The organism is Methylothermus subterraneus (assembly GCF_054656915.1).
Window position 1 is genome coordinate 253,943 of sequence record NZ_BAAHXK010000001.1, and the last position, 19,743, is coordinate 273,685.

The following is a 19,743-nucleotide window of genomic DNA, read 5'->3' on the forward strand; positions in this document are numbered from 1 at the left end:
CTACTGGAAATAGCCCGGCTTTGGACGGCTGAAAGCCAAATCGCCTTCCTGGTGGCTTTCAAGCAAATAACACTTCAAAACCTTGGAACGTATAGCATCAAGATAAGAGCCAACCACTTCGGTATCGGTGGACAACAAAATCACCTGACTCTTGCGACGGATCAGATATTGCAGAACATTGAGGCGATGTTCTTCATCAAGACGACCTAACGGAGTATCGATCAACAAAGGGAATTGTTTCCCTGTAATTTCTGCCAGCGCAGCAAGTAAAGCTTGCGTGAATACCTGCTTTTCTCCAGCAGACAAATCAAATTCACGCAAATTACGCCCCTCACGGGTCAATAGCTTTATTTCTCCATCTTCAGCAATCTCAACCCGGTTGAGATAGTCATTGCGATGAGCCATATCCTGAATAGCAGCCGTCATTGCTTCCGCTAATGCCTTTCTTTGCAAAGGCCATGCATCCTTGATCAAATCATCGATCATAGCTGCAATCTCTTCAGCCCTCTGGGAACGCCGGACATGGGGCTCGGAATGATCCAATTGCGCTGTGAGACGAGCCAACTCCTTGCGCTTTTGTTCCAACTCCGGCCTACGTGATGCCAACAAATTACTATATTTCCCCTTTTCTTGAGCCAATTGCTGGACCTTCGCGTTAACTTCACGTAAGCGGCTTTTTTTCTCCTCAACGCCCTTGGGGCTGATTTCTATTCGTTCTATTTGCTGAGATAACCGACGAATGGCGTCACTTTGTTTCTCCAAAGCGACCAACAATTTCTCTACTGCCTCAATGGTAAGATTCGCAGCTCCGGATAAGCGGTCACGAATGCGCTGGTTCAGCGGACCATAGGCATGTGGATGACGGAAATCTTCAGCAACGTTTTCTGGAGGCGGGTACCATAGAGTATTCAACGCTTTTTTCACAACCCCCACAACCGCTCCCTTCTGGGACGGTACCAAGGGCGGTTGAATCTCGTGAAGCTGAGTCTCTACTGATCTCAACGCTGCTTCAACCCGGGGTTTACCTTGTTCACAAGCTGCCAACCATTTCTCCCGCTCCGCTTCTCGGTGTAGGCGGTCAATCACTCGACTTCGCAGCAAAGAACCACACAGCGCCAAAGGCAGATCTTTGCCCACCAAATCCAATAACCTGTCAAATGCTCTTTCATATTCCGTTTCGCAATTTTTGCGATCGTCATATAATTCTTTTAACTCTGCCTGGCTGCCGGTCCCATAAGCAGCCAGTTCGCGCGTCAACCGGTCCCGCTCATTTTCTGCCTGCACCAGGCTTTCTTCAATATCACCGAGCTTCTTTTCAGCCTGACTGATTTCGCTTTCAATGTCTTTGATCTGGGTTTCCAGTGTTTGGATATTTTTGTCAACCCCACTTGGAACTTGACTGCGACGATTGCTGGCATATTGGCGCAGAGATGCGGCCAGCTTGCGGAACCAGGTTAAACCCAGCAATCCTTCAATCCCATCCAACACCTGGCGTTTCATATCCCTTTCCGCATAGATGGCTGCAGCCTCGCCGTCAAACAGAAAAAAACCGGCCAGATGACTCGGCATAAAGTGAATGCTTATCCAATCCCGATACCAACCGAGCACATCAGGCTCGGTCTCCGGTGGGGCTATGGGCCTGCGCGCTAATCCTTGAGTAATTCTCACTTCCTCACCGTTCACACCCCCCAACCATTCCCCTGATTCGGAGAAATACCAGCGGCGCTGAATAATGATGGCCTCCCCGTATTCATCCTCAAATCCCAACTCTATCCGACACGAAGTTCTCCCGCTCCGCAACGCATTCCCGTTTAGGGATCGATTCAAGAAATCACGAAAAGACCGAGCCTTGGCCTCATCATCCAAAGCCGCTCCTGCTCTTAAAACAAGAGGAAGACCATCCCTTCCAAAAAGCCCCAAAACCACTGCTTCAAACAAACTCGTCTTGCCAAATCCATTGCGTCCGCCGATAAGAATCACGTTTTTATCTCCCTCAGGCACAGGGAATTCAAAACGCGCCGATTCATAAGCTTTCCAATTACGGAGGTCAATTGATCTGAGATACATCAGCCATCATCTCCTTTTGGCGGAACAGATACATCCAGAATTTCATCAAAGGCTTGCCATAAACCACGACGTCTTTGCATGTGATCTTTTTCAATTACCTCTTCAACCAATCTTTCAAGATCCCCAACGGCAAGTCCGACACGCCGGCAATGCTGTTCAATCAATCGACGTCCTTCTGGATGTTGGAACAGGATTACTAAATTCTGTGGCATAAGCTCTCTCTTTCTTTATAACTTTGCGGCGTCATCCGCCCAAATTTGCTTAATCTTGGCGATTTCTTCCTCCGAGATCAAACGGCGCTTAACCCGATCTTGCAAATCCATCAGTCGTTCCAATATTTCTCTGCGCGTCTCGAGTGTAAAAGGCCCTTGAATCAGGTTATCCCCGATGAAGGTGACTTTCCCATTTCGCCTTTGAGCAAGCCTACGCCCAGGTTCATCGCGAATTTCCATCAACCAATTACGGAAACGAACCAACGGTTCAACCTCTTTAAATCCTGACTCCACAAACCCTTCCAGACTTTTGTCTTTCTTGACGACAGTACAAGTCCAACAACCAAATCGGGAAGAAGCCGTCCCACAAAATGGCACATCCGATTTTTCCATAACGACAGGACATTCTCCACCTAGTGCATTCCGATACAATTGAATCAATGGCCGGTAAGACCCTCCCCAAGGAGGGTTTGTAGATCCCAAAAACTCCCATACTTGTTCAGTAGTCAACTCTTTAATCGGACGAAACACCCAACATCCTGGCAAATCACCATGAGGATGCAAACGCGACCCATCGTAACGCTTAATGGAGGCCGCTCGAGTGGCGCTTTCATCCCGTCGGACTCCGATCAATAAAATCACGCTTCCAAAAGCGGTGACATGTTCTCGTATATAGCGGCTCGTCGGACGAATTTTCAATTTATCTGTGCACCACCGGAAAGAGTGTGTTGGCGTAGGATACCCCCGACCAATCAAATTCACCCAAAAGGTGGAATCTGGATCCGGACGGGTAATATGAAAAGAGATAGGGAGCCTCCATGCAGATACGGCTTGCCGCATTTCATTCATTACGGCACGCAAATGGGTCACGATATGTGGGTTTTCCACCAGGGTATCATTGGCCACAATATGGACAGGGCGCTTTCGCTGATCCGGCGGCAAGTCAAGAAGTAGTTCAAACACGAGATGTACTAGCAAAGTACTATCTTTGCCGCCGGAAAAACCGATAATCCAGGGAAAATCATGAGATTTGAGATATTCATCCCGAATTTCCCTCCGAACACACTCCAAAACACCCTGGGTAGACTCAGACAATGGAGGCAGCGGAGAGAATAAACTGACACTCATCGCATCAATCCATTAGCAGATAAGCGGTTTCGCCGTCATCCAGCATCACCAATCTGTCTTCCTCGCGTACTTTCTTTGAGCGCGATCAATAGAAAACGATAAGTGACTATAGCGCTCATAATACATAAGTAACTTTCATAGCCAATAGCACACCAATACTTGCTCACCTTGCTGGTCCTAGGGCCATTAGTCCCACGGATTAACCAAAGTCAGTTCGTCTATGCCTACAAAATCCCGGAGGTTCAGGGTCGCCAGCGCCAACCGGCAGGATCTGGCGATAGCTGCGATCTGGGCATCTTCCACGGTGATAGGCCATCCTATCTCCGTTCCGTCAGACTTACTCGAACTTGCTCAAACAGGCTCAAAGCTGACTTCCTGCTTCATTGAAGCCGGTTTCACCGCGCTCTTGTAAGCACGGCCAGAGCCTTCCTCTCCACAGGCTTGACCTCCGGCGGAACTCGCCGTAGGACCGCTTAGGACGGCCAGTCCATACATGTATGAGTACACAACTGTGCGCAAGTCTTTAGCGAGCAGTTAAAAACCCTCACCTATGCACCAGCACCGGCCCCTCCGCCGTCTGGGTCTCGTACTTGCCGATGACCAGAAGATCCCAAGCCAGCAGCAAAAACCCAGCCAGCGTCACCCAGCCAAACACCATGCGCCAGATCATGGATTCCACGAACCAGGGATGGGTTTGGGCGGCAAAATACGCCTCCCAGGTCGAACCCCCTTGGGCGCGCTCGATAAAGGACTGTTCATAGCCGGCGATGAGCAAAGCGACAGCCATTCCCATCACCCCCACGCTCAACAGCCCCAAAGCCCACTTCCAGCGCCAGCCGCCGGTAAGACCCGCCCCCATCCAGACCTCGCCGCGCCAGCGCTGCACCGCCAGATAAAAGAAGGCGATGTTGATCGTGGCGTAAGCGCCGAAAAAGGCCAGATGGCCATGGGAGGCGGCCCACTGGGTACCGTGGGTGTAGAGGTTGATCTGCGGCAAAGTCTGCATGAAACCCCACACCCCCGCTCCCAGGAAGTTGCCGAAGGTGTGGGCGATCACCCAGGCCAGGGCCGGGTGATTGCGGTTTCTCAGGCGATGGACCCCAGCGTCGTAGAGGGAATGGACCACCATCGCCACCAGCGGGATGGGTTCTAAGGCGGAGAAGAAACTGCCGATCCCGAGCCAATATTCGGGCGCTCCGATCCAAAAATAATGGTGCCCGAGTCCGAGGATGCCGGAACCGAACATCAGCGCCACTTCGATGTAAAGCCAAGTCTCGACGATCTTGCGCTGCACTCCGAGAAGGTGCATTAAGGCCCAGGCCATGATGCAGCCGACCAGCACTTCCCAGGTGGCCTCCACCCAAAGGTGCACCACCCACCACCACCAATACTGGTCTATCGATAGATTGGTGACGTAGAACATCCCGGCCAGATACAAGCCCGCCAAAGCCACCAAATCCAAGACCAAAACCCCGGCGATGCCGGACCATTTCCCCTGCATGAAGGTGGCGGCGACGTTGTAAAAAAAGATGCCCATCCCCGCCACGATGCCAAGGTCGGCCCAGCGCGGCGCCTCGATGTATTCCCGCCCCTCGTTGATGAACCAGCGGGCAAAGTCGCCGCCGGGGCCGGTCTGCACCCCAAGATACACCGCCACCACGACCGCCACCGCCGCCGTCAGCAGCCAAAACCCCAAGTTCCCCCAGTGCAGTCCGACGACTTCGCGCCCGCTCTCCTCCTCGAGGAACCAATACACCGAACCGATGAAGCCGTACAACATCCACACGATCATGGCGTTGATGTGAACCATGCGGTTGACGTGGAAGTCGAGCACTCCGTGGAGAAAGTTAGGATGCAGGTATTGGGCCGCTGCCAGCAGGCCGAATACCAACTGGGCGAAGAACAGGATCACCGCGGCGCAGAAATACTTGACCGCCAGCTTTTGGCCCCCGTTGAGATAACGGCTATCGAACGGCCGGATCATTCACTCACCCCCCGTGGTTTTGAAGTTGTAAGGAAAACCGTTGGTGTCTATGGCCGCCATCCACTTGAGGAAAGCGACGATGCCCTCGGCCTCCTGCTCGGTGATTTTGAGCTTGGGCATCTTGCGCCCGGTGCCGTAGGTGCGGGCGTTGCTTTCCGGATCCATCAAAAACAGCTTCATCAACATCGGGCGCACGTTTTCCGGCCCCCAAGCCGGATCGAGCCAGGCCTTGGTGAGATCCGGGGCATAATAGGCGCCGTTGCCCAAAAGGGTATGGCAGTTCATGCAGTTCTTGGCCTGAATGGTTTTCTTGCCCAAGGCAACTAGGCGGGCGGCCTCCTCTTCGGCGAGCGGTTTGCCAAACAGCGGCGCGCTGCCTTCGATCACCGGCAGGTAGCGGCGCTTGCTCGCATCATAGCGATAATCGATGTGTTGGTCGATCACAGCGTAACTGGGAACCCGGCGGCTTCCCGCCTGGATCTTAGCCATGGTATCGAAAGTCAGGCCGATCAGCAGTAAAAATGAACCCGCCGTCACCCAGATGGCGGTCTTTTTCCAGAAATGGGTGGATGCCCACCACGGTGTCTTGTCCATTTTTCCCCCTCTTCGTGAGTCGCCACACACAAACGCCAGATTAGCACCGGCGCCAGCCCATAACCCAAAAGCAGCAAAATCACCAGCACCCGCCAATCGTCGGTCAAATTCGCCAGCCGCGCCAGGGTCAGCGCCGCCGCCGTCAACACGCCGTAAGCCACGCATGCCCCCCAAAACAGCGCCCGCCGCCGATACCGACGGGCCAACGCATAGAGCAGCGCGTAACCCAGCGCCGCCAGGATCATCCCCGCGGCGGTAAAGAAGAACAGGAAGAAATGCTCCCGGGCGACCGGTTCGATCATCTTGGCTCCCGGACGAAGACTTGCGTCAACCACAGCCAGGTCCTGGCTTCAAAGTCCTTTTTCCATCCCCACGCGTAAAAAAGCTCTTCCACCGCCGCCGGGTCGTGCAAGTAGGTACGAAAGTCGCTCCTCATCCAGATCAGGAGCCTATTGAGCCCACCGTGAAGCGCTCGGTTCAGGCGATGCCGGCGAGGGTAAGTCAGGGCCACGGCCCGGCGCGCCCGGGAGGCGGCCTGGCGCAGCAGGGCGGCGGCGTCGGGATAGCAGCAGATCACCTTATCGAGGAGGACGCAGTCGGCCGGTTCGATCTCCGCGGCCAGCTCGACGAAATCCCCGACCCGATACGAAGTCCGTTCCGCCAGCCCCTGCTCGGCAGCCAAGCGTTGGGCTTCGGCCACCATCCGCGGGGACAGGTCAACGCCCATGGCCCAGGCCGCACCCCGCTGCAGCAGCCACCGATGCAGCCAGCCGACCCCGCAGCCGATCTCCAGGAGCGTGCTGCCTTGATATCCGATCCGGGCCAAACCTTCGACCAGCTGGCGCTGGGATCGCTCCAGCCCAAACAGCCGATAACGCCAGGCGTAGGCTTTGGCAAAGCGCGAGAACAGCTTTTCGGTCGCTTGAGCGTGAGCGCAGCCGCAGCAAAACACGGTCGATACCTCCGCCCGTTTTAAAGGCCTTAAAATAACATGGGATTACCGCAACCGCCTATGCCCATCGCTCTCTATCACGGCCAAGCTTTGCCGCCCGTTCTGCTCCTCCACGGCGGAGCCGGTTCGCTGCCCGATCCCGACACACAAAAACGGCGCCAGGAGGCGCTGGCCGGCATCGGCGCGGCGGTTTTAGCTGAACTTGCTCAGGGTCTCTCCGCGGTCGCCGCGGTCGCATTGGCGGTGGAAAAGCTGGAGGATTGCCCCTTGTTCAACGCCGGCCGCGGCGCCGCGCTCCAGAGCGATGGGCTGGCGCGCCTGTCGGCCTCGCTGATGGATGGGGCGCGGCAGAAGTTCTCCGGAGTGATGCTGGCCACGCATCTTATTCATCCCTCGCGCCTGGCGGCCTATCTCCAAAGCCGCGAGGAGTCGGTGGTCGGCCCCTTGGGAGCGCAACTGATCGCGCGCGAGCTTGGGATTCCGCCCCAGTCGCCGCTGACCCAGGCCGCCATCGAGCGCTGGGCCAGAGCGCTGGCGGAAAAGGACCGCTCCGGCACCGTGGGGGCCGTGGCCTTGGACCGGAACGGGCGCCTAGCCGCAGCCACCTCGACCGGCGGCAGCGGCGCCAACTTCCCCGAGCGCGTTTCCGACTCGGCCACGGTGGCCGGCAACTACGCTTCCAGTTACGCCGCCATCAGCAGCACCGGGATCGGCGAGCAGATCGTCGACGACGGTCTGGCGGTGCGGCTGGAGACCCGGGTGCGCGACGGCCAAAGCCTGCTTGCGGCTACCCAAAAGACGCTCGAAGAAGCCCAATCCCTTCGCCGCCGTTACGGCTGGATCGGCGTTGCGCGCACAGGCGACTGGGTGGTCGCCTGCACTGCCGAAGCCATCGCCTGGTGGGGGAGCGACCGCGCGCTTTAAGCGCTCACTTGAGCGCCTTGGCCGGCTGGGCGACGCCTTTCATGCTCAGCCGCACCCGCCCCTGGCGGTCGATCTCGAGCACCTTGACCCGCACCACGTCCCCTTCCTTGAGCACCTCGCGCACGTCGTTCAAGCGGCGGTCGCTGATCTGGGAGATGTGCAGCAGGCCGTCGCGCCCCGGCAGGATGTTGACGAAGGCCCCAAACTCCATGATCCTGACCACCTTGCCCTCGTATTCCCGGCCCACCTCCACGTCGGCGACGATCTCCTCGATGCGGCGGCGGGCTTCCTCTCCAGCGCGCTTGTCCACCGAGGCGATCTTGACCACCCCGTCGTCGGAGATGTCGATGCTCACGCCGGTTTCGTCGGTGATGCTGCGGATGGTCACCCCGCCCTTGCCGATCACGTCGCGGATTTTGCTCGGGTCGATGCGGAAGGTGATGATCCGCGGGGCGTAATCGGACATTTCCTGGCGTGGCGCTGGCAGCACCTCGTTCATCTTGGCGAGGATCGCAAGGCGGCCTTCGCGCGCCTGTTCCAACGCCTGGCGCATGATCTCGGCGGTGATCCCGCAGGTCTTGATGTCCATCTGCAGCGCGGTCACGCCTTTGGCGGTTCCACCGACCTTAAAGTCCATATCGCCCAAATGGTCCTCATCGCCCATGATGTCGGACAGGACCACGTAGTTATCGCCTTCCTTGATCAACCCCATGGCGATTCCGGCCACCGGCGCCTTAATCGGCACCCCTGCGTCCATCAGCGCCAGGCTGGTGCCGCACACGGTGGCCATGGAACTGGAACCGTTCGACTCGGTGATCTCCGACACCACGCGGATAACGTAGGGGAATTCGTCCTCGCTCGGCATGACCGCCCGCACCGCCCGCTTCGCCAGGTTCCCATGGCCGATCTCGCGGCGCTTGGGCGCCCCTACCGGCCCTACCTCGCCGACGCAGAACGGGGGGAAGTTGTAATGCAACATGAACGACTCGAAATACTCCCCTTCGATGGCGTCGATCAACTGGGCGTCGCGCCCGCTCCCCAAAGTCGCGATCACCAGCGCCTGGGTCTCCCCACGGGTGAACAGGGCGCTGCCGTGGGTGCGGGGCAGCACGCCGGTGCGGATGGCGATCTCGCGGATGTCGGCCGGGCCGCGGCCGTCGATCCGCACCTTTTCCGCCAAGACTCGGCCTCGCACCAACTTCTTTTCTAGCTCGCTTAAGGCTTGCTTGATCTCGGCAAGGTTAAAGCGTTCGTCTTGCCCGAGAGCCTCGGCGACCGCTTTGCGGATTTCCTTGAGCTTCTGGGAACGCTCTTTTTTCTCCCGGATCCGGTAAGCCTCACGCAAAGCCTCCAAAGCCAGGCTCTCGACCTGCGCGCAAAGCTCAGGGTTCACAGGCTGGGGAGTCCACTCCCACGGGGTCTTTCCTACCTCGGCCGCCAGCTCTTTGATCGTCGCGATGGCGGTCTGCATCTGCTCGTGACCGAACAAGACCGCTCCTAACATCACCTCCTCCGGAAGCTCCTTGGCCTCCGATTCGACCATCAACACCGCTTCTTCGGTGCCGGCCACCACCAGGTCGAGCTGCGACTGGGCCAACTCGGCATCGGTCGGATTGAGCAGATACTCGCCGTCACGGAAGCCGACCCGGGCCGCGCCAATAGGGCCCAAAAACGGCAGACCGGAAATCGCCAGCGCTGCAGAGGCTCCGAGCAGCGCCGGAATGTCGCCGTCGACTTCCGGGTTGGAGGACAACAGCGTGGCGATGATCTGCACCTCGTGGTGGAAACCTTCCGGAAACAGGGGCCGAATGGGGCGGTCGATCAGGCGCGAGGTCAAAGTCTCCTTTTCCGAAGGCCGCCCCTCGCGCTTGAAGAACCCCCCCGGGATGCGCCCGGCAGCGTAGGCTTTTTCCTGATAATTGACGGTAAGAGGGAAGAAATCGGTCCCCGGCGCAGGTTCTTTAGCGCCGACCACCGTGACCAGCACCACCGTGCCCTCCATGTCCACGATTACGGCGCCGTCGGCTTGACGGGCGATTTCCCCGGTTTCCAAAACGACCCGCCGGCCGCCATAGTTAAATTCTTTACGGATGGGTTTCATTTTTTACTTGCGTAGTCCTAGCCGTTCGATCAGGGTGCGGTAGCGCTCGATGTCCCTGGCCCTCAGGTAATTCAAAAGCTTGCGGCGCTGGCTGACCAAGCGCAAAAGCCCGCGGCGAGAATGCAGGTCTTTTTTGTGCTGCTGGAAATGCGGGGTCAATTGATTAATCCGCGCCGTAAGCAAGGCGACTTGGACCTCAGGAGAACCGGTGTCGCCCGGCCCACGCTGGTATTCTTGGATAATGCGAGACTTTTCTTCAGCAGTCAAAGGCATGATGTTACTCCCGTTGATGGTTAAGTTAAGCTAGCTTAAACAAACGACGGGGCGCCACCCGACCATCATCGAGTACCTCGCCCACGCCCAAAAACACGCCTGCTCGATTATACAGGCGTACGTGCCCTTGCGCTTTGAGTTTGGGGATCATCACCGCTTGCCCTCGGAGCACGTAGAAACTCATCTCGTCGGCCAAGGCCACCTGCGGCAAGGCCATCACCGCCCGATCGATGGGAAGCAGCAAAGCCCGTCGCGCCGCAGGCTCGGTTTCCGCTAAACGCGCAAGGCTCACCGCGTCTTCAACCCGAAAATCCCCGACCCGAGTACGGCGCAGCTTGTCCACATGGGCTCCGGTGCCGAGCGCCTTGCCGATGTCTTCGGCTAAAGTGCGGATAAACGTCCCCTTAGAACAAAGCACGTCCAGATGCAAAAAATCCGCCCCGAAATCGAGCAGGCTTAAGCGGTGAATGCTCACCCGCCTTGGGGAACGCTCGATTTCGATCCCCGCTCTTGCCAAGTCATAAAGACGCCTCCCCTGGTGTTTCAGGGCCGAATACATGGGGGGGATTTGTTCGATCTCGCCGCGGAAACGGTCCAGCGCTTGCTCGATCATCGCTCGATGGAGCACGGGCACCGGCAGGCGCTCTAGGACTTCGCCTTCGGCATCGCCGGTGGCGGTCCTTGCCCCCAGCCGCACTGTCACCAGATACTGTTTGTCGCTGCCGAGCAAAAAAGACGAGATTTTGGTCGCTTCTCCAAAGCAGATCGCAAGCAGTCCCGAAGCGATGGGGTCGAGGCTTCCGGTATGCCCGGCCTTGGCGCTGCCCATCAAGCGCTTGGCTTGTTCCAAAGCCTGGTTGGAAGTCAGCCCTTCCGGCTTGTCCAAAAGCAAGATGCCGTGAATGTCGCCGCCCCGCCGGCGGCTCGATTTAGGACTCATCGGGATGTTCACGCTCGTGTTTGGCAATCTGATCTAAAAGTTTCGTTACCCTCAGGCCGGTCTCAATGGCGGTATCTTTGTAGAAGCGCAGTTCTGGAACGATGCGCAACCTCAGGCGCTTGCCCAATTCCCGGCGCATGAACGGAGCGGCGCTTTTGAGCGCCTCGAGGCTGGCCTCGAGCTCGTCCTCTTTAAGCGAGGACACATAAACTTTGGCCACCGCCAGGTCCCGGCTCACCTCGACGTCGTCGACGGTGACCCAACCCAAGCGCGGGTCTTTAAGCTCAAAGCGAATCAAATCGGAAAGCTCGCGTTTGAGCTGGGAGGCGACCCGTTGGGCGCGTTCGTACTGTCTTAAACTCATCTTTATCCCTCGGGCGCCACTTCCACCCGTTCGTATACTTCGATCAGGTCACCCTCGCGGACGTCGTTGTAATTTCGGATCTTGATGCCGCACTCCATGCCGGCCTTGACTTCGGCCACGTCCTCCTTAAAGCGGCGCAGGGATTCAAGCTGCCCGTCGCCAAGCACGACCACGTTGTCGCGCAACACCCGGATCGGCAGTCCGCGCCGCACCGCCCCTTCCTTCACCATGCAGCCGGCGATCTGGCCGAACTTGGGATGGCGGAACACTTGCCGTACCTCGGCGACCCCGACGATGCGCTCCTTCAGCTCGGGTTTGAGCAGGCCCCGGATCGACTTCTTGACGTCGTCGATCAGATCGTAGATCACGCTGTAGTAGCGGATCTCCAACCCTCTCTCCTCCGCCAATTTGCGGGCCTGGCTTTCGGCGCGGACGTTGAAACCGACGACGATGGCGTTGGAAGCCAGCGCCAAATTGACGTCGCCTTCGTTGATGCCGCCCACGCCCCCGGAGATTACCTGCACGCGGACCTTGTCGGTGGAAAGCTCGGTGAGCGCGGCGCGCAGCGCCTCAAGGCTCCCCTGAACATCGGCCTTGACCACCAGGTTGAGGTCCACCGCCTGACCTTCTTCCATGCGGGAGAACACGTCCTCCAGCTTGGTGGCGGCAGTGGCCAGTTTCTGGCTGCGCAGCCGTTCTGCGCGCAGCTGGGCCAACTCTTTGGCGACTTTCTCGTCCTTGACTACGATTAACTCGTCGCCAGCGTTGGGCACTTCGGAAAGCCCGAGGATCTCCACAGGCGTCGAAGGACCAGCCTCTTTGAGCTGGCGGCCGTTCTCGTCGAACATCGCGCGCACCCGGCCAAAGCTGCTGCCGCACAGGACCAGGTCGCCTTTTTTCAAGGTGCCGGCCTGCACCAGCACGTCGGCCACCGGACCCCGGCCTCGATCCAGCCGGGACTCCAAGACCACGCCCCGCGCGCTGCCCTCCACCGGCGCCCGCAACTCCAGCATTTCCGCCTGCAACAGAATCGCTTCTAAAAGATCGTCGATCCCTTGGCCGGTCTTGGCCGAAACCAAGGCGAACTGCGTATCTCCCCCCCACTCTTCCGGCACGATCTTAAGCGCCGCCAGCTCGTTCTTGACCCGATCCGGGTCGGCCTCCGGCTTGTCGATTTTGTTGATCGCCACCACCAGCGGCACTCCCGCCGCCCGGGCGTGTTCAATGGCTTCTTTGGTCTGCGGCATCACGCCGTCGTCGGCCGCCACCACCAGCACCACGATATCGGTCACCTTGGCCCCGCGCGCCCGCATCGCGGTAAAGGCGGCGTGCCCCGGGGTATCCAAGAAGGTGATCTTGCCGTGGTCGGTCTTGACCTGGTAGGCGCCGATGTGCTGGGTGATCCCGCCGGCTTCCCCCGCCGCCACCCGCGTGCGGCGGATGAAGTCCAAAAGCGAGGTCTTGCCGTGATCCACGTGGCCCATGATGGTAACCACCGGCGGCCGCGGCTTCTCTTCTCCGCCTGCTTCTTCGACTACCTGGGACAAAAGCGACTGTTCCAAATCGGCGGCTGAGAGCAACTTGACCTTATGGCCCATCTCCTCGGCCACGATGGCCGCCGTCTCCTGATCTAAGACCTGGTTGATGGTGGCCATGATCCCCAGCTTCATCAGCTGTTTGATCACTTCGCTGGCCTTGACCGCCATCTTCTGCGCCAGCTCGGACACGGTGATCGATTCTGGGATCGCCACCTCCCGTACCACCTGGGTGGGCGCGCGCGTTTCCTCCGCTTTGGCCTTTTTCTTCGCCCGCGCTTTGGCGGCCAGAAGCTGGTCTTCTGGAATCCCCAGCTTTTTACGCACCGGCGCTTCCGCTTCCGCTTTCTCTTCCTTTTTCTTCGCCTTCTTCGGCGCCGGCGCTTTGGCTTCCACCACCGGCTCAACTACCTCCACCGCCGGAGCAGCTGCCTGGGCCGCTTCTTCCCTAGCCGCTGCCTCTGCCTGTTGGCGCGCCCGCTCTTCCTCCTCGCGGCGCTTGGCTTCCTCAAGTCGGCGCGCTTCCTCTTCCTCGCGGCGCTTGGCTTCCTCCTGTTCCTTTAAACGCTGCTCCTCCAGCGCCTGACGGGCTTTTTCTGCCTCGATCTGCTCAGGAGTCAGCCCGACCACTTCGCTGCGCTTGATATAGGTGCGGCGCTTGCGCACCTCCACGCTGACGGTCTTGGCTCCGCGCCCGGGCACCCTGCCCTGCTTGAGTTCGGTCACTTCCTTGCGGGTTAAGGTCACGCGGCGCGGACCCAAGGCCTCGGCTTCATCGTTTTTACCGTGGCTTTGCCGCAAGAAGCTCAGCAGGCGGAGCTTTTCCTCGTCGTTGAGGAGGTCCGAAGGCGAGCTTTTGGCAAGACCTGCCTCGCTGAGCTGACTGAGCAAGCGCTCCGGTGAAATACCAATGGTATCGGCCAGCTGTCTTACGGTCACTTCACTCATCTGTACACCCTTTACTCACCTGCCCGATGCGGTCGCAAACCAAGGCTCGCGGGCCTTGAGAATCAGCTCCGCGGCTTTGTCTTTGCCTAAATTAGGCTCGATCTCTAAAAGCTCATCCACTGCCATCTCGGCCAGGTCTTCCACCGTCCGCACCCCGGCAGCGGCCAGTTTATAAGCCAACCCCCGATCCATCCCTGCAAGTTCTAAAAGCTCGGCCTCCGGCGCCTGCACCTCGGCCTGCTCCTCGCTGGCGATGGCCTTGAGCAGCAAGGCATCGCGCGCACGGCGGCGCAACTCTTCCACCAATTCTTCGTTGAAACCTTCGATCTCCAAGAGCTCTTTGGCCGGCACATAAGCCAGCTCCTCGACCGAAGAGAATCCCTCGGCTACCAGGGCGTCCGCCAATTCCTCGTCGATGTCCAACTGCGCCATGAAAGCCTGCTTGATCGCCTCGGCTTCAGAGCGGTGCTTGGCCTCCATTTCCGAGGCCGACATCACGTTCAACTCCCAGCCGGTCAGCTGGCTGGCCAGGCGCACGTTCTGTCCGCCGCGGCCGATCGCTTGGGACAGATTCTCATCGGCTACGGCCACATCCATGACGTGCGCGTCCTCGTCCACGACGATGGAGACGATGTCGGCGGGCGCCATGGCATTGATCACAAACTGGGCGTCGTTTTCGTCCCACAGCACGATGTCGATGCGTTCCCCGGCCAATTCGTTCGAAACCGCTTGCACCCTGGAGCCACGCATGCCGATGCAGGCTCCGATCGGATCCAGGCGCGGGTCGCGGCTTTTGACCGCGATTTTGGCCCGTACTCCCGGTTCTCTGGCCGCGCCCTTGACCTCGATCAGGCCCTCGCCGATTTCCGGCACTTCCAGGCGGAACAGTTCGATCAAAAGTTCTGGCGCCGTCCGGCTGACGATCAGTTGGGGGCCACGGCCCTCCTCGCGCACTTCCTTCAGGTAACCGCGTACCCGGTCGCCGATGCGGAAGGATTCGTGAGGGATGGTCTCCTCACGCGGGATCAAGGCTTCGGCGTTCTCGCCCAAATCCAAATACACGTTGCCGCGCTCAACGCGTTTGACCACACCGGTCACCAGCTGGCCGATCCGGTCCTTGTACGCCTCCACCACTTTGCGCCGCTCCGCTTCGCGCACTTTCTGCACGATCACCTGCTTGGCGGTCTGCGCCGCAATGCGGCCAAAAGCGATGGATTCGATCGGCTGCTCTATATAGTCTCCCGGTTTGACCTCGGGTTTGAGCTTTTTGGCCTCGTCCAAAGGCATTTCCCGATCGCGGTCGTGAAGCTTGCCGGGTTCGACCACTTTGAAGCGGCGAAACGTCTTGTAATCGCCGGTCTGGCGGTCGATCTCGACCCGCACCTCGACCCGACCTTCGTGCTTTTTGCTCGTGGCGGTGGCCAGCGCTGTCTCCAGCGCCTGGAAGATGGCCTCCTTATCGATGTCCTTTTCGTGGGAAACCACATCGACCACGCGTAAAATCTCTTTATTCGTCATTTTGTCCTTACCCTTTCAGAAGCGCTTGGTAATCGGGAACCAATCGGGCTTGCTCGATGTTTTCGAATGGAATCGCGGTCTTGCCGCCTGCGCTTTCCAAAATCACCCAACCGTTCTCTACCTCTGCAATTACCCCTGTGAAGCGGCGCCGGCCTGCAAGCGGCAGCTTGAGCTTAAGCTGCGCCTTATGGCCCAGGAAACGCCGGTACTGCTCTAGGGTAAACAGCGGGCGATCGACTCCCGGCGAGGAAACTTCAAGCAGGTAAGTCCCGGCGATGGGATCTTCCACATCCAAAAGCGCGCCGACCTGAGCGCTGACTCGCTCGCAATCGGCCAGGGTGATTCCGTCCTCGGCGTCGATATAAACGCGCAAAATCCGCCCCCGCGAGCTTTTGTCCCACTCTACGCCGACCAGCTCATACCCTAGCCCGGCGATGACCGGGGCCAGCAATTGAACCAGCTGCTCAGACGCTTTTCTAGCCACAACCATTCACCCACAAAAAATGGGCCCTTGGCCCATCTTGTTTTAACACGCCTCCTTGCGAAAAAAATGCCCCGATGGACGGGGCTTAGATTGGTTGCGGGGGCAGGATTTGAACCTGCGACCTTCGGGTTATGAGCCCGACGAGCTACCGGACTGCTCCACCCCGCGATTAATATTTAAATTATACCGAAGATGCATCCGACTTAGCAATGCCCTTCATAAAGCCCCTTCGATTTTTGGCTAATTAGTCGGTCAAAGCGGCAAAAAGTTCAAAATCACCGCCGCCAACGCGCCTGCCAGTACGTCGTCGAGCATTATCCCTAGGCCTCCCCCCGCCTTACGCTCGACCCAAGCGATCGGGCCGGGCTTTGCGATATCCAACAAGCGGAACAACACCAATCCCGCCAGCGTGTGTTGCCAAGTCAGCGGCGCCCCGATCATGGCAATCCAGTAACCGACCATTTCGTCCCAGACGATGGCGGGATGATCGTCCCGGCCTAAATCGCGGTTGACCCGGCTGCAGATGTACACGCCAACGACCAGCCCTAACACGATGACGGCCAGAAACAGGCTCGGATGAATGGATTTCATCCCCCAATACCAAGGAACCGCGACCAAAGCGCCCGCGGTCCCAGGCGCCCGCGGCGAGAGCCCTGCCCCAAACCCTAGCGCCAAGACGTAGTCCGGACGCGACCATTTGAGAACCGCCGGCCGAACTCTCATCGAAAATGGCGATACCCTAAAGGCGGAAAATCGAGCACTTGGTTTCCTTTGCGCAGGCGCAGCCCCGGTTGGGGTTCTATCGTGCCGACCCGATGCCATGCGAGCTTGCGTTCTTGCAAATCGCGCTCCAAATCCAAAGCCCGCTCGGGAGGCACGGTGAAACACAGCTCGTAGTCGTCCCCGGCGCACAGCGGCAAGCGCCAGTCGCCGGTCTCGTCGATGTAGCGGCGAACCGCCGCCGACAGCGGCAAATCGTCCCAGACCAGGGTCGCCCCGACCCCGCTGGCCGCCAGTATGTGCCCCAAATCCTGCGCCAGGCCGTCGGAGACATCGATGCACGCATGGGCCAATCCCCGCAACGCCAATCCCAGTTCCACTTGCGGCATAGGCCGCAGGAAGCGCGCGACGGCGCCCTCGTCGCTCCAGGCAAGCTCCCCTTTACACATCTTCAAGCCCAGCCCCGCGTCCCCCAACGGTCCGCTGACGCAGATCCAATCCCCAACGCGCGCCGCCGACCGCAGCAGCGCCCCCGCCTCGGGCACCCAGCCCAAGCCCTGGACGGTAACGCTCAAAGGTCCAAAGCTGGTGTCGCCGCCGACCAGATCCACAAGGTAGCGTTCGGCCAAGGCGAAAAACCCCTGAGCAAATCCCTCCAGCCAGGCCGCATCGGCCTCAGGCAAGGTCAAGGCGAGCAAGGCCCAAGCCGGTTCCGCCCCCATGGCCGCCAGATCGCTCAAAGTCACCGCCAAGGCCCGATGACCCAGGCTTACCGGATCGATTTCGGGCAAAAAATGCACCCCGCCGACCAGGGTATCGACGGTGACCGCAAGGCACCTATGGGGCCTAGAAACGAGCAAAGCGCAGTCGTCGCCCACCCCTAAGCGGGTCTGAAGCCCCGGAGGCCGGGTGAAAAACCGCCGAATGAGATCGAACTCGTCCAAGGATTCAAGCCGAGTGCGGTTGCAAGCCCGAAATTTCTTCCGCCCGGACCTGATGGGCGAGCTTGTCTAGGACCCCATTGACGTACTTGTAGCTTTTATGGGTGGCCCCAAACGCTTTGGCCAGGTTGATCGCCTCGTTTAACACCGCGCGGTAGGGAATTTCCTTGCGGTAGAGCAGTTCGTAAGCGCCTAGCCTCAAGATCGCCCGTTCGATCGGATCGATCTCTTCCACCGCGCGATCGGCAAAACGCCCCAACGCCTCGTCGATAGTCGCCCGATGCGCGACCACCCCGTACAGCAGCTCGGCAAAGTACTCCCGTTGCGCCTCGCCTAAGTCGTGCTCCTCCACAAACTGGCGCTCGATCTCGGCCGGCGGGAAACCCGTCACCTGCCACTGATACAGCGCCTGCAAAGCGCGCCGCCGCGCCCCGGTGCGAGTCGCTTTAGGCTTTTTGTTCATGGCGCTTGTAACCGACGCAACAGCGCCGCCATCTCGATCGCGGTCAAGGCCGCATCGAAGCCTTTGTTGCCGGCCTTGGTGCCCGCCCGCTCGATGGCCTGCTCGACGGTATCGCAAGTCAAAACGCCCAGCGCCACCGGCACGCGATACTGCAGCATGGTCGCGGCCACGCCTTTGACGCATTCGCCAGCGACATAATCGAAATGTTTGGTCGCCCCGCGAATCACCGCCGCCAGAGCGATGATCGCGTCCACGCCGCCGCGCTGCGCCACCGCCTGAATCGCAAGCGGCATTTCAAACGCTCCCGGCACCTTGACCACCTGGATTGCGGCCGGATCGGCGCCGTGGCGCAACAGACCATCGATCGCCCCTTGCTGCAGCTGTTCGACGATAAACCCGTTAAAGCGCGAGGCGACCAGGCAAAACCGCATCCCGGCGGCGTTCAGCTCCCCTTCTAGGGTTTGAATCGGCATGGCTTTCTCAAATCTCCACGTATTCGACCACTTCCAGGCCAAAGCCCGGCAGACCCTTGAACTTCTTCGGCGCTCCCAACACGCGCAGCTTGTGCACCCCAAGATCGGCCAGAATCTGCGCGCCGGTGCCGGTAGTGCGCCAATCTTCGGTCGGCAGGTCCTCAGGCAGCTCGACCCCGTGATCTTGCATCTGGTAACGGTGGATCTTCTCCAAAAGCGATCTGGTGTCCTCTTCGTTGCGAATGACCACCAAAACCCCCCGCTTTTCCTCCGCGATGCGCTGCATCGCCAGACGCAGCGGCATCCTCGGCTCGCGCTTGGAAGCCAAAAGATCGCTCAGGAGGTTTCTGGCGTGGACGCGCACCAGGACCGGCTCGTCGCCGGCCACCTCCCCCATTACCAGGGCCAGATGGAGTTTATTATCGACTTTGTCCTGAAACGCGATCAAGCGAAATTCCCCATACTCGGTCGGGAATCGGCATTCGCTGACGCGCTCGACGGTCTTTTCGTGCTCCAGCCGGTAGCGGATCAGGTCCGCGATGGTGCCGATCTTGAGCCCGTGCTCGCGGGCGAACCGTTCGAGCTCGGGCCGTCTGGCCATGGTGCCGTCTTCGTTTAAGATCTCCACGATCACCGCCGCCGGCGGCAGTCCGGCCAGCCGCGCCAGGTCGCAGCCGGCCTCGGTGTGCCCGGCGCGGCTTAAGACTCCGCCGGGATGGGCCATGAGCGGAAAGACGTGCCCGGGTTGGACCAGGTCCTCCGGCCGCGCGTTGGGCGCGACCGCCACCTGGATGGTGCGAGCCCGGTCGGCGGCGGAGATTCCGGTAGTGATCCCCGAGGCGGCGTCGATGGAGACGGTAAAGTTGGTCCGATGGGGAGCGCGATTCTCGGTCACCATCAGCGGCAAGCGCAAGCGCTCGCAGCGTTCCCGCGTCAAGGTCAGACAAATCAGGCCGCGCGCGTAGCGGGCCATGAAATTGATGTCCTCCGGTCTAGTAAAGCAAGCGGCCAAGACCAGATCGCCTTCGTTTTCCCGCGATTCGTCGTCCATGATCACAACCATGCGTCCTTGGCGCAGTTCCTCGATGATTTCCTCGATGGTGTTCATGCGCTGTCGACCCG

20 protein-coding genes and 1 tRNA gene are annotated in these 19,743 nt (G+C 59.3%); 1 reads left to right on the plus strand and 20 read right to left on the minus strand.

Features of this window, described 5'->3' with window-relative positions:
• The 7 genes from dndD to ACYQ3M_RS01330 all read right to left on the minus strand — a co-directional run bounded on the left by dndD (position 1) and on the right by ACYQ3M_RS01330 (position 6,937).
• Positions 1–2,067: a DNA sulfur modification protein DndD gene (dndD, locus tag ACYQ3M_RS01300; RefSeq protein WP_460034232.1), complete on the minus strand. Its 2,067-nt coding sequence runs from the start codon at positions 2,065–2,067 to the stop codon at positions 1–3.
• Positions 2,067–2,279 carry a hypothetical protein gene (locus ACYQ3M_RS01305; protein ID WP_460034233.1) on the minus strand — a complete coding sequence of 71 codons (213 nt, stop codon included), beginning with the start codon at positions 2,277–2,279 and terminating at the stop codon, positions 2,067–2,069. Before ACYQ3M_RS01305 ends, dndD begins: the two co-directional genes overlap by 1 nt.
• 15 nt (positions 2,280–2,294) lie before the next feature.
• Positions 2,295–3,407 (minus strand): DNA phosphorothioation system sulfurtransferase DndC, encoded by a 1,113-nt coding sequence (dndC, locus tag ACYQ3M_RS01310; protein WP_460034234.1) that lies wholly within the window; start codon positions 3,405–3,407, stop codon positions 2,295–2,297.
• 544 nt (positions 3,408–3,951) lie between these two features.
• A complete protein-coding gene (locus ACYQ3M_RS01315; RefSeq protein ID WP_460034235.1) occupies positions 3,952–5,391 on the minus strand; it encodes a cbb3-type cytochrome c oxidase subunit I in 1,440 nt (479 codons plus the stop codon).
• Entirely contained in the window at positions 5,392–5,985 is a 594-nt protein-coding gene (locus ACYQ3M_RS01320) for a cytochrome c (RefSeq protein WP_460034236.1), read from the minus strand. It abuts the gene before it with no gap.
• Positions 5,925–6,287, minus strand: coding sequence for a hypothetical protein (locus ACYQ3M_RS01325; RefSeq protein WP_460034237.1), 363 nt, complete (start codon positions 6,285–6,287; stop codon positions 5,925–5,927). The genes ACYQ3M_RS01320 and ACYQ3M_RS01325 overlap by 61 nt, the downstream gene beginning before the upstream one ends.
• A complete protein-coding gene (locus tag ACYQ3M_RS01330) occupies positions 6,284–6,937 on the minus strand; it encodes a class I SAM-dependent methyltransferase (RefSeq protein WP_460034238.1) in 654 nt (217 codons plus the stop codon). Before ACYQ3M_RS01330 ends, ACYQ3M_RS01325 begins: the two co-directional genes overlap by 4 nt.
• Before the next feature lie 39 nt (positions 6,938–6,976).
• Between ACYQ3M_RS01330 and ACYQ3M_RS01335 the strand changes: the two genes are divergently transcribed.
• Positions 6,977–7,861: an isoaspartyl peptidase/L-asparaginase gene (locus ACYQ3M_RS01335; RefSeq protein WP_460034239.1), complete on the plus strand. Its 885-nt coding sequence runs from the start codon at positions 6,977–6,979 to the stop codon at positions 7,859–7,861.
• Between the two features lie 4 nt (positions 7,862–7,865).
• Here the strand turns inward: ACYQ3M_RS01335 and pnp are convergent, their stop codons facing one another.
• The 13 genes from pnp to ribBA form a co-directional block, all read right to left on the minus strand.
• The gene (gene pnp / locus ACYQ3M_RS01340; RefSeq protein ID WP_460034240.1) at positions 7,866–9,962 is read right to left on the minus strand and encodes a polyribonucleotide nucleotidyltransferase; all 2,097 of its coding nucleotides are present in this window, start codon (positions 9,960–9,962) and stop codon (positions 7,866–7,868) included.
• A gap of 3 nt (positions 9,963–9,965) precedes the next feature.
• On the minus strand, positions 9,966–10,235 hold the full coding sequence (gene rpsO, locus ACYQ3M_RS01345; protein WP_460034241.1) for a 30S ribosomal protein S15: 270 nt from the start codon (positions 10,233–10,235) through the stop codon (positions 9,966–9,968).
• A gap of 25 nt (positions 10,236–10,260) precedes the next feature.
• The gene (gene truB, locus ACYQ3M_RS01350; protein WP_460034242.1) at positions 10,261–11,175 is read right to left on the minus strand and encodes a tRNA pseudouridine(55) synthase TruB; all 915 of its coding nucleotides are present in this window, start codon (positions 11,173–11,175) and stop codon (positions 10,261–10,263) included.
• Positions 11,165–11,539 carry a 30S ribosome-binding factor RbfA gene (gene rbfA / locus ACYQ3M_RS01355; protein ID WP_460034243.1) on the minus strand — a complete coding sequence of 125 codons (375 nt, stop codon included), beginning with the start codon at positions 11,537–11,539 and terminating at the stop codon, positions 11,165–11,167. Before rbfA ends, truB begins: the two co-directional genes overlap by 11 nt.
• Positions 11,540–11,541: 2 nt before the next feature.
• A complete protein-coding gene (infB, locus tag ACYQ3M_RS01360) occupies positions 11,542–14,022 on the minus strand; it encodes a translation initiation factor IF-2 (protein ID WP_460034244.1) in 2,481 nt (826 codons plus the stop codon).
• Positions 14,023–14,037: 15 nt separating this feature from the next.
• The gene (gene nusA, locus ACYQ3M_RS01365; RefSeq protein WP_460034245.1) at positions 14,038–15,540 is read right to left on the minus strand and encodes a transcription termination factor NusA; all 1,503 of its coding nucleotides are present in this window, start codon (positions 15,538–15,540) and stop codon (positions 14,038–14,040) included.
• A 7-nt stretch (positions 15,541–15,547) separates the two neighbouring features.
• Entirely contained in the window at positions 15,548–16,024 is a 477-nt protein-coding gene (gene rimP, locus ACYQ3M_RS01370; protein WP_460034246.1) for a ribosome maturation factor RimP, read from the minus strand.
• A 91-nt stretch (positions 16,025–16,115) separates the two neighbouring features.
• Positions 16,116–16,192: transfer RNA gene (locus tag ACYQ3M_RS01375), tRNA-Met, on the minus strand.
• A gap of 84 nt (positions 16,193–16,276) precedes the next feature.
• Entirely contained in the window at positions 16,277–16,747 is a 471-nt protein-coding gene (locus ACYQ3M_RS01380; protein WP_460034247.1) for a phosphatidylglycerophosphatase A family protein, read from the minus strand.
• Positions 16,744–17,688 carry a thiamine-phosphate kinase gene (gene thiL / locus ACYQ3M_RS01385; RefSeq protein WP_460034248.1) on the minus strand — a complete coding sequence of 315 codons (945 nt, stop codon included), beginning with the start codon at positions 17,686–17,688 and terminating at the stop codon, positions 16,744–16,746. Before thiL ends, ACYQ3M_RS01380 begins: the two co-directional genes overlap by 4 nt.
• A gap of 4 nt (positions 17,689–17,692) precedes the next feature.
• On the minus strand, positions 17,693–18,148 hold the full coding sequence (gene nusB, locus ACYQ3M_RS01390; RefSeq protein ID WP_460034249.1) for a transcription antitermination factor NusB: 456 nt from the start codon (positions 18,146–18,148) through the stop codon (positions 17,693–17,695).
• Positions 18,145–18,621 (minus strand): 6,7-dimethyl-8-ribityllumazine synthase, encoded by a 477-nt coding sequence (gene ribH / locus ACYQ3M_RS01395; protein ID WP_460034250.1) that lies wholly within the window; start codon positions 18,619–18,621, stop codon positions 18,145–18,147. The genes nusB and ribH overlap by 4 nt, the downstream gene beginning before the upstream one ends.
• A gap of 7 nt (positions 18,622–18,628) precedes the next feature.
• The gene (gene ribBA, locus ACYQ3M_RS01400; RefSeq protein WP_460034251.1) at positions 18,629–19,729 is read right to left on the minus strand and encodes a bifunctional 3,4-dihydroxy-2-butanone-4-phosphate synthase/GTP cyclohydrolase II; all 1,101 of its coding nucleotides are present in this window, start codon (positions 19,727–19,729) and stop codon (positions 18,629–18,631) included.
• Between the last annotated feature and the right edge of the window lie 14 nt (positions 19,730–19,743).

Bases quoted from the DNA above. Each gene is read 5' to 3' on its own strand.
- nusA (WP_460034245.1), bottom strand. From the start codon at position 15,540: ATGACGAATAAAGAGATTTTACGCGTGGTCGATGTGGTTTCCCACGAA.
- ACYQ3M_RS01320 (WP_460034236.1), bottom strand. From the start codon at position 5,985: ATGGACAAGACACCGTGGTGGGCATCCACCCATTTCTGGAAAAAGACC.
- ACYQ3M_RS01305 (WP_460034233.1), bottom strand. From the start codon at position 2,279: ATGCCACAGAATTTAGTAATCCTGTTCCAACATCCAGAAGGACGTCGA.
- nusB (WP_460034249.1), bottom strand. From the start codon at position 18,148: ATGAACAAAAAGCCTAAAGCGACTCGCACCGGGGCGCGGCGGCGCGCT.
- rbfA (WP_460034243.1), bottom strand. From the start codon at position 11,539: ATGAGTTTAAGACAGTACGAACGCGCCCAACGGGTCGCCTCCCAGCTC.
- ACYQ3M_RS01325 (WP_460034237.1), bottom strand. From the start codon at position 6,287: ATGATCGAACCGGTCGCCCGGGAGCATTTCTTCCTGTTCTTCTTTACC.
- rpsO (WP_460034241.1), bottom strand. From the start codon at position 10,235: ATGCCTTTGACTGCTGAAGAAAAGTCTCGCATTATCCAAGAATACCAG.
- truB (WP_460034242.1), bottom strand. From the start codon at position 11,175: ATGAGTCCTAAATCGAGCCGCCGGCGGGGCGGCGACATTCACGGCATC.
- infB (WP_460034244.1), bottom strand. From the start codon at position 14,022: ATGAGTGAAGTGACCGTAAGACAGCTGGCCGATACCATTGGTATTTCA.
- pnp (WP_460034240.1), bottom strand. From the start codon at position 9,962: ATGAAACCCATCCGTAAAGAATTTAACTATGGCGGCCGGCGGGTCGTT.
- ACYQ3M_RS01380 (WP_460034247.1), bottom strand. From the start codon at position 16,747: ATGAGAGTTCGGCCGGCGGTTCTCAAATGGTCGCGTCCGGACTACGTC.
- ribH (WP_460034250.1), bottom strand. From the start codon at position 18,621: ATGCCGATTCAAACCCTAGAAGGGGAGCTGAACGCCGCCGGGATGCGG.
- dndC (WP_460034234.1), bottom strand. From the start codon at position 3,407: ATGAGTGTCAGTTTATTCTCTCCGCTGCCTCCATTGTCTGAGTCTACC.
- ribBA (WP_460034251.1), bottom strand. From the start codon at position 19,729: ATGAACACCATCGAGGAAATCATCGAGGAACTGCGCCAAGGACGCATG.
- ACYQ3M_RS01315 (WP_460034235.1), bottom strand. From the start codon at position 5,391: ATGATCCGGCCGTTCGATAGCCGTTATCTCAACGGGGGCCAAAAGCTG.
- dndD (WP_460034232.1), bottom strand. From the start codon at position 2,067: ATGTATCTCAGATCAATTGACCTCCGTAATTGGAAAGCTTATGAATCG.
- ACYQ3M_RS01335 (WP_460034239.1), top strand. From the start codon at position 6,977: ATGGGATTACCGCAACCGCCTATGCCCATCGCTCTCTATCACGGCCAA.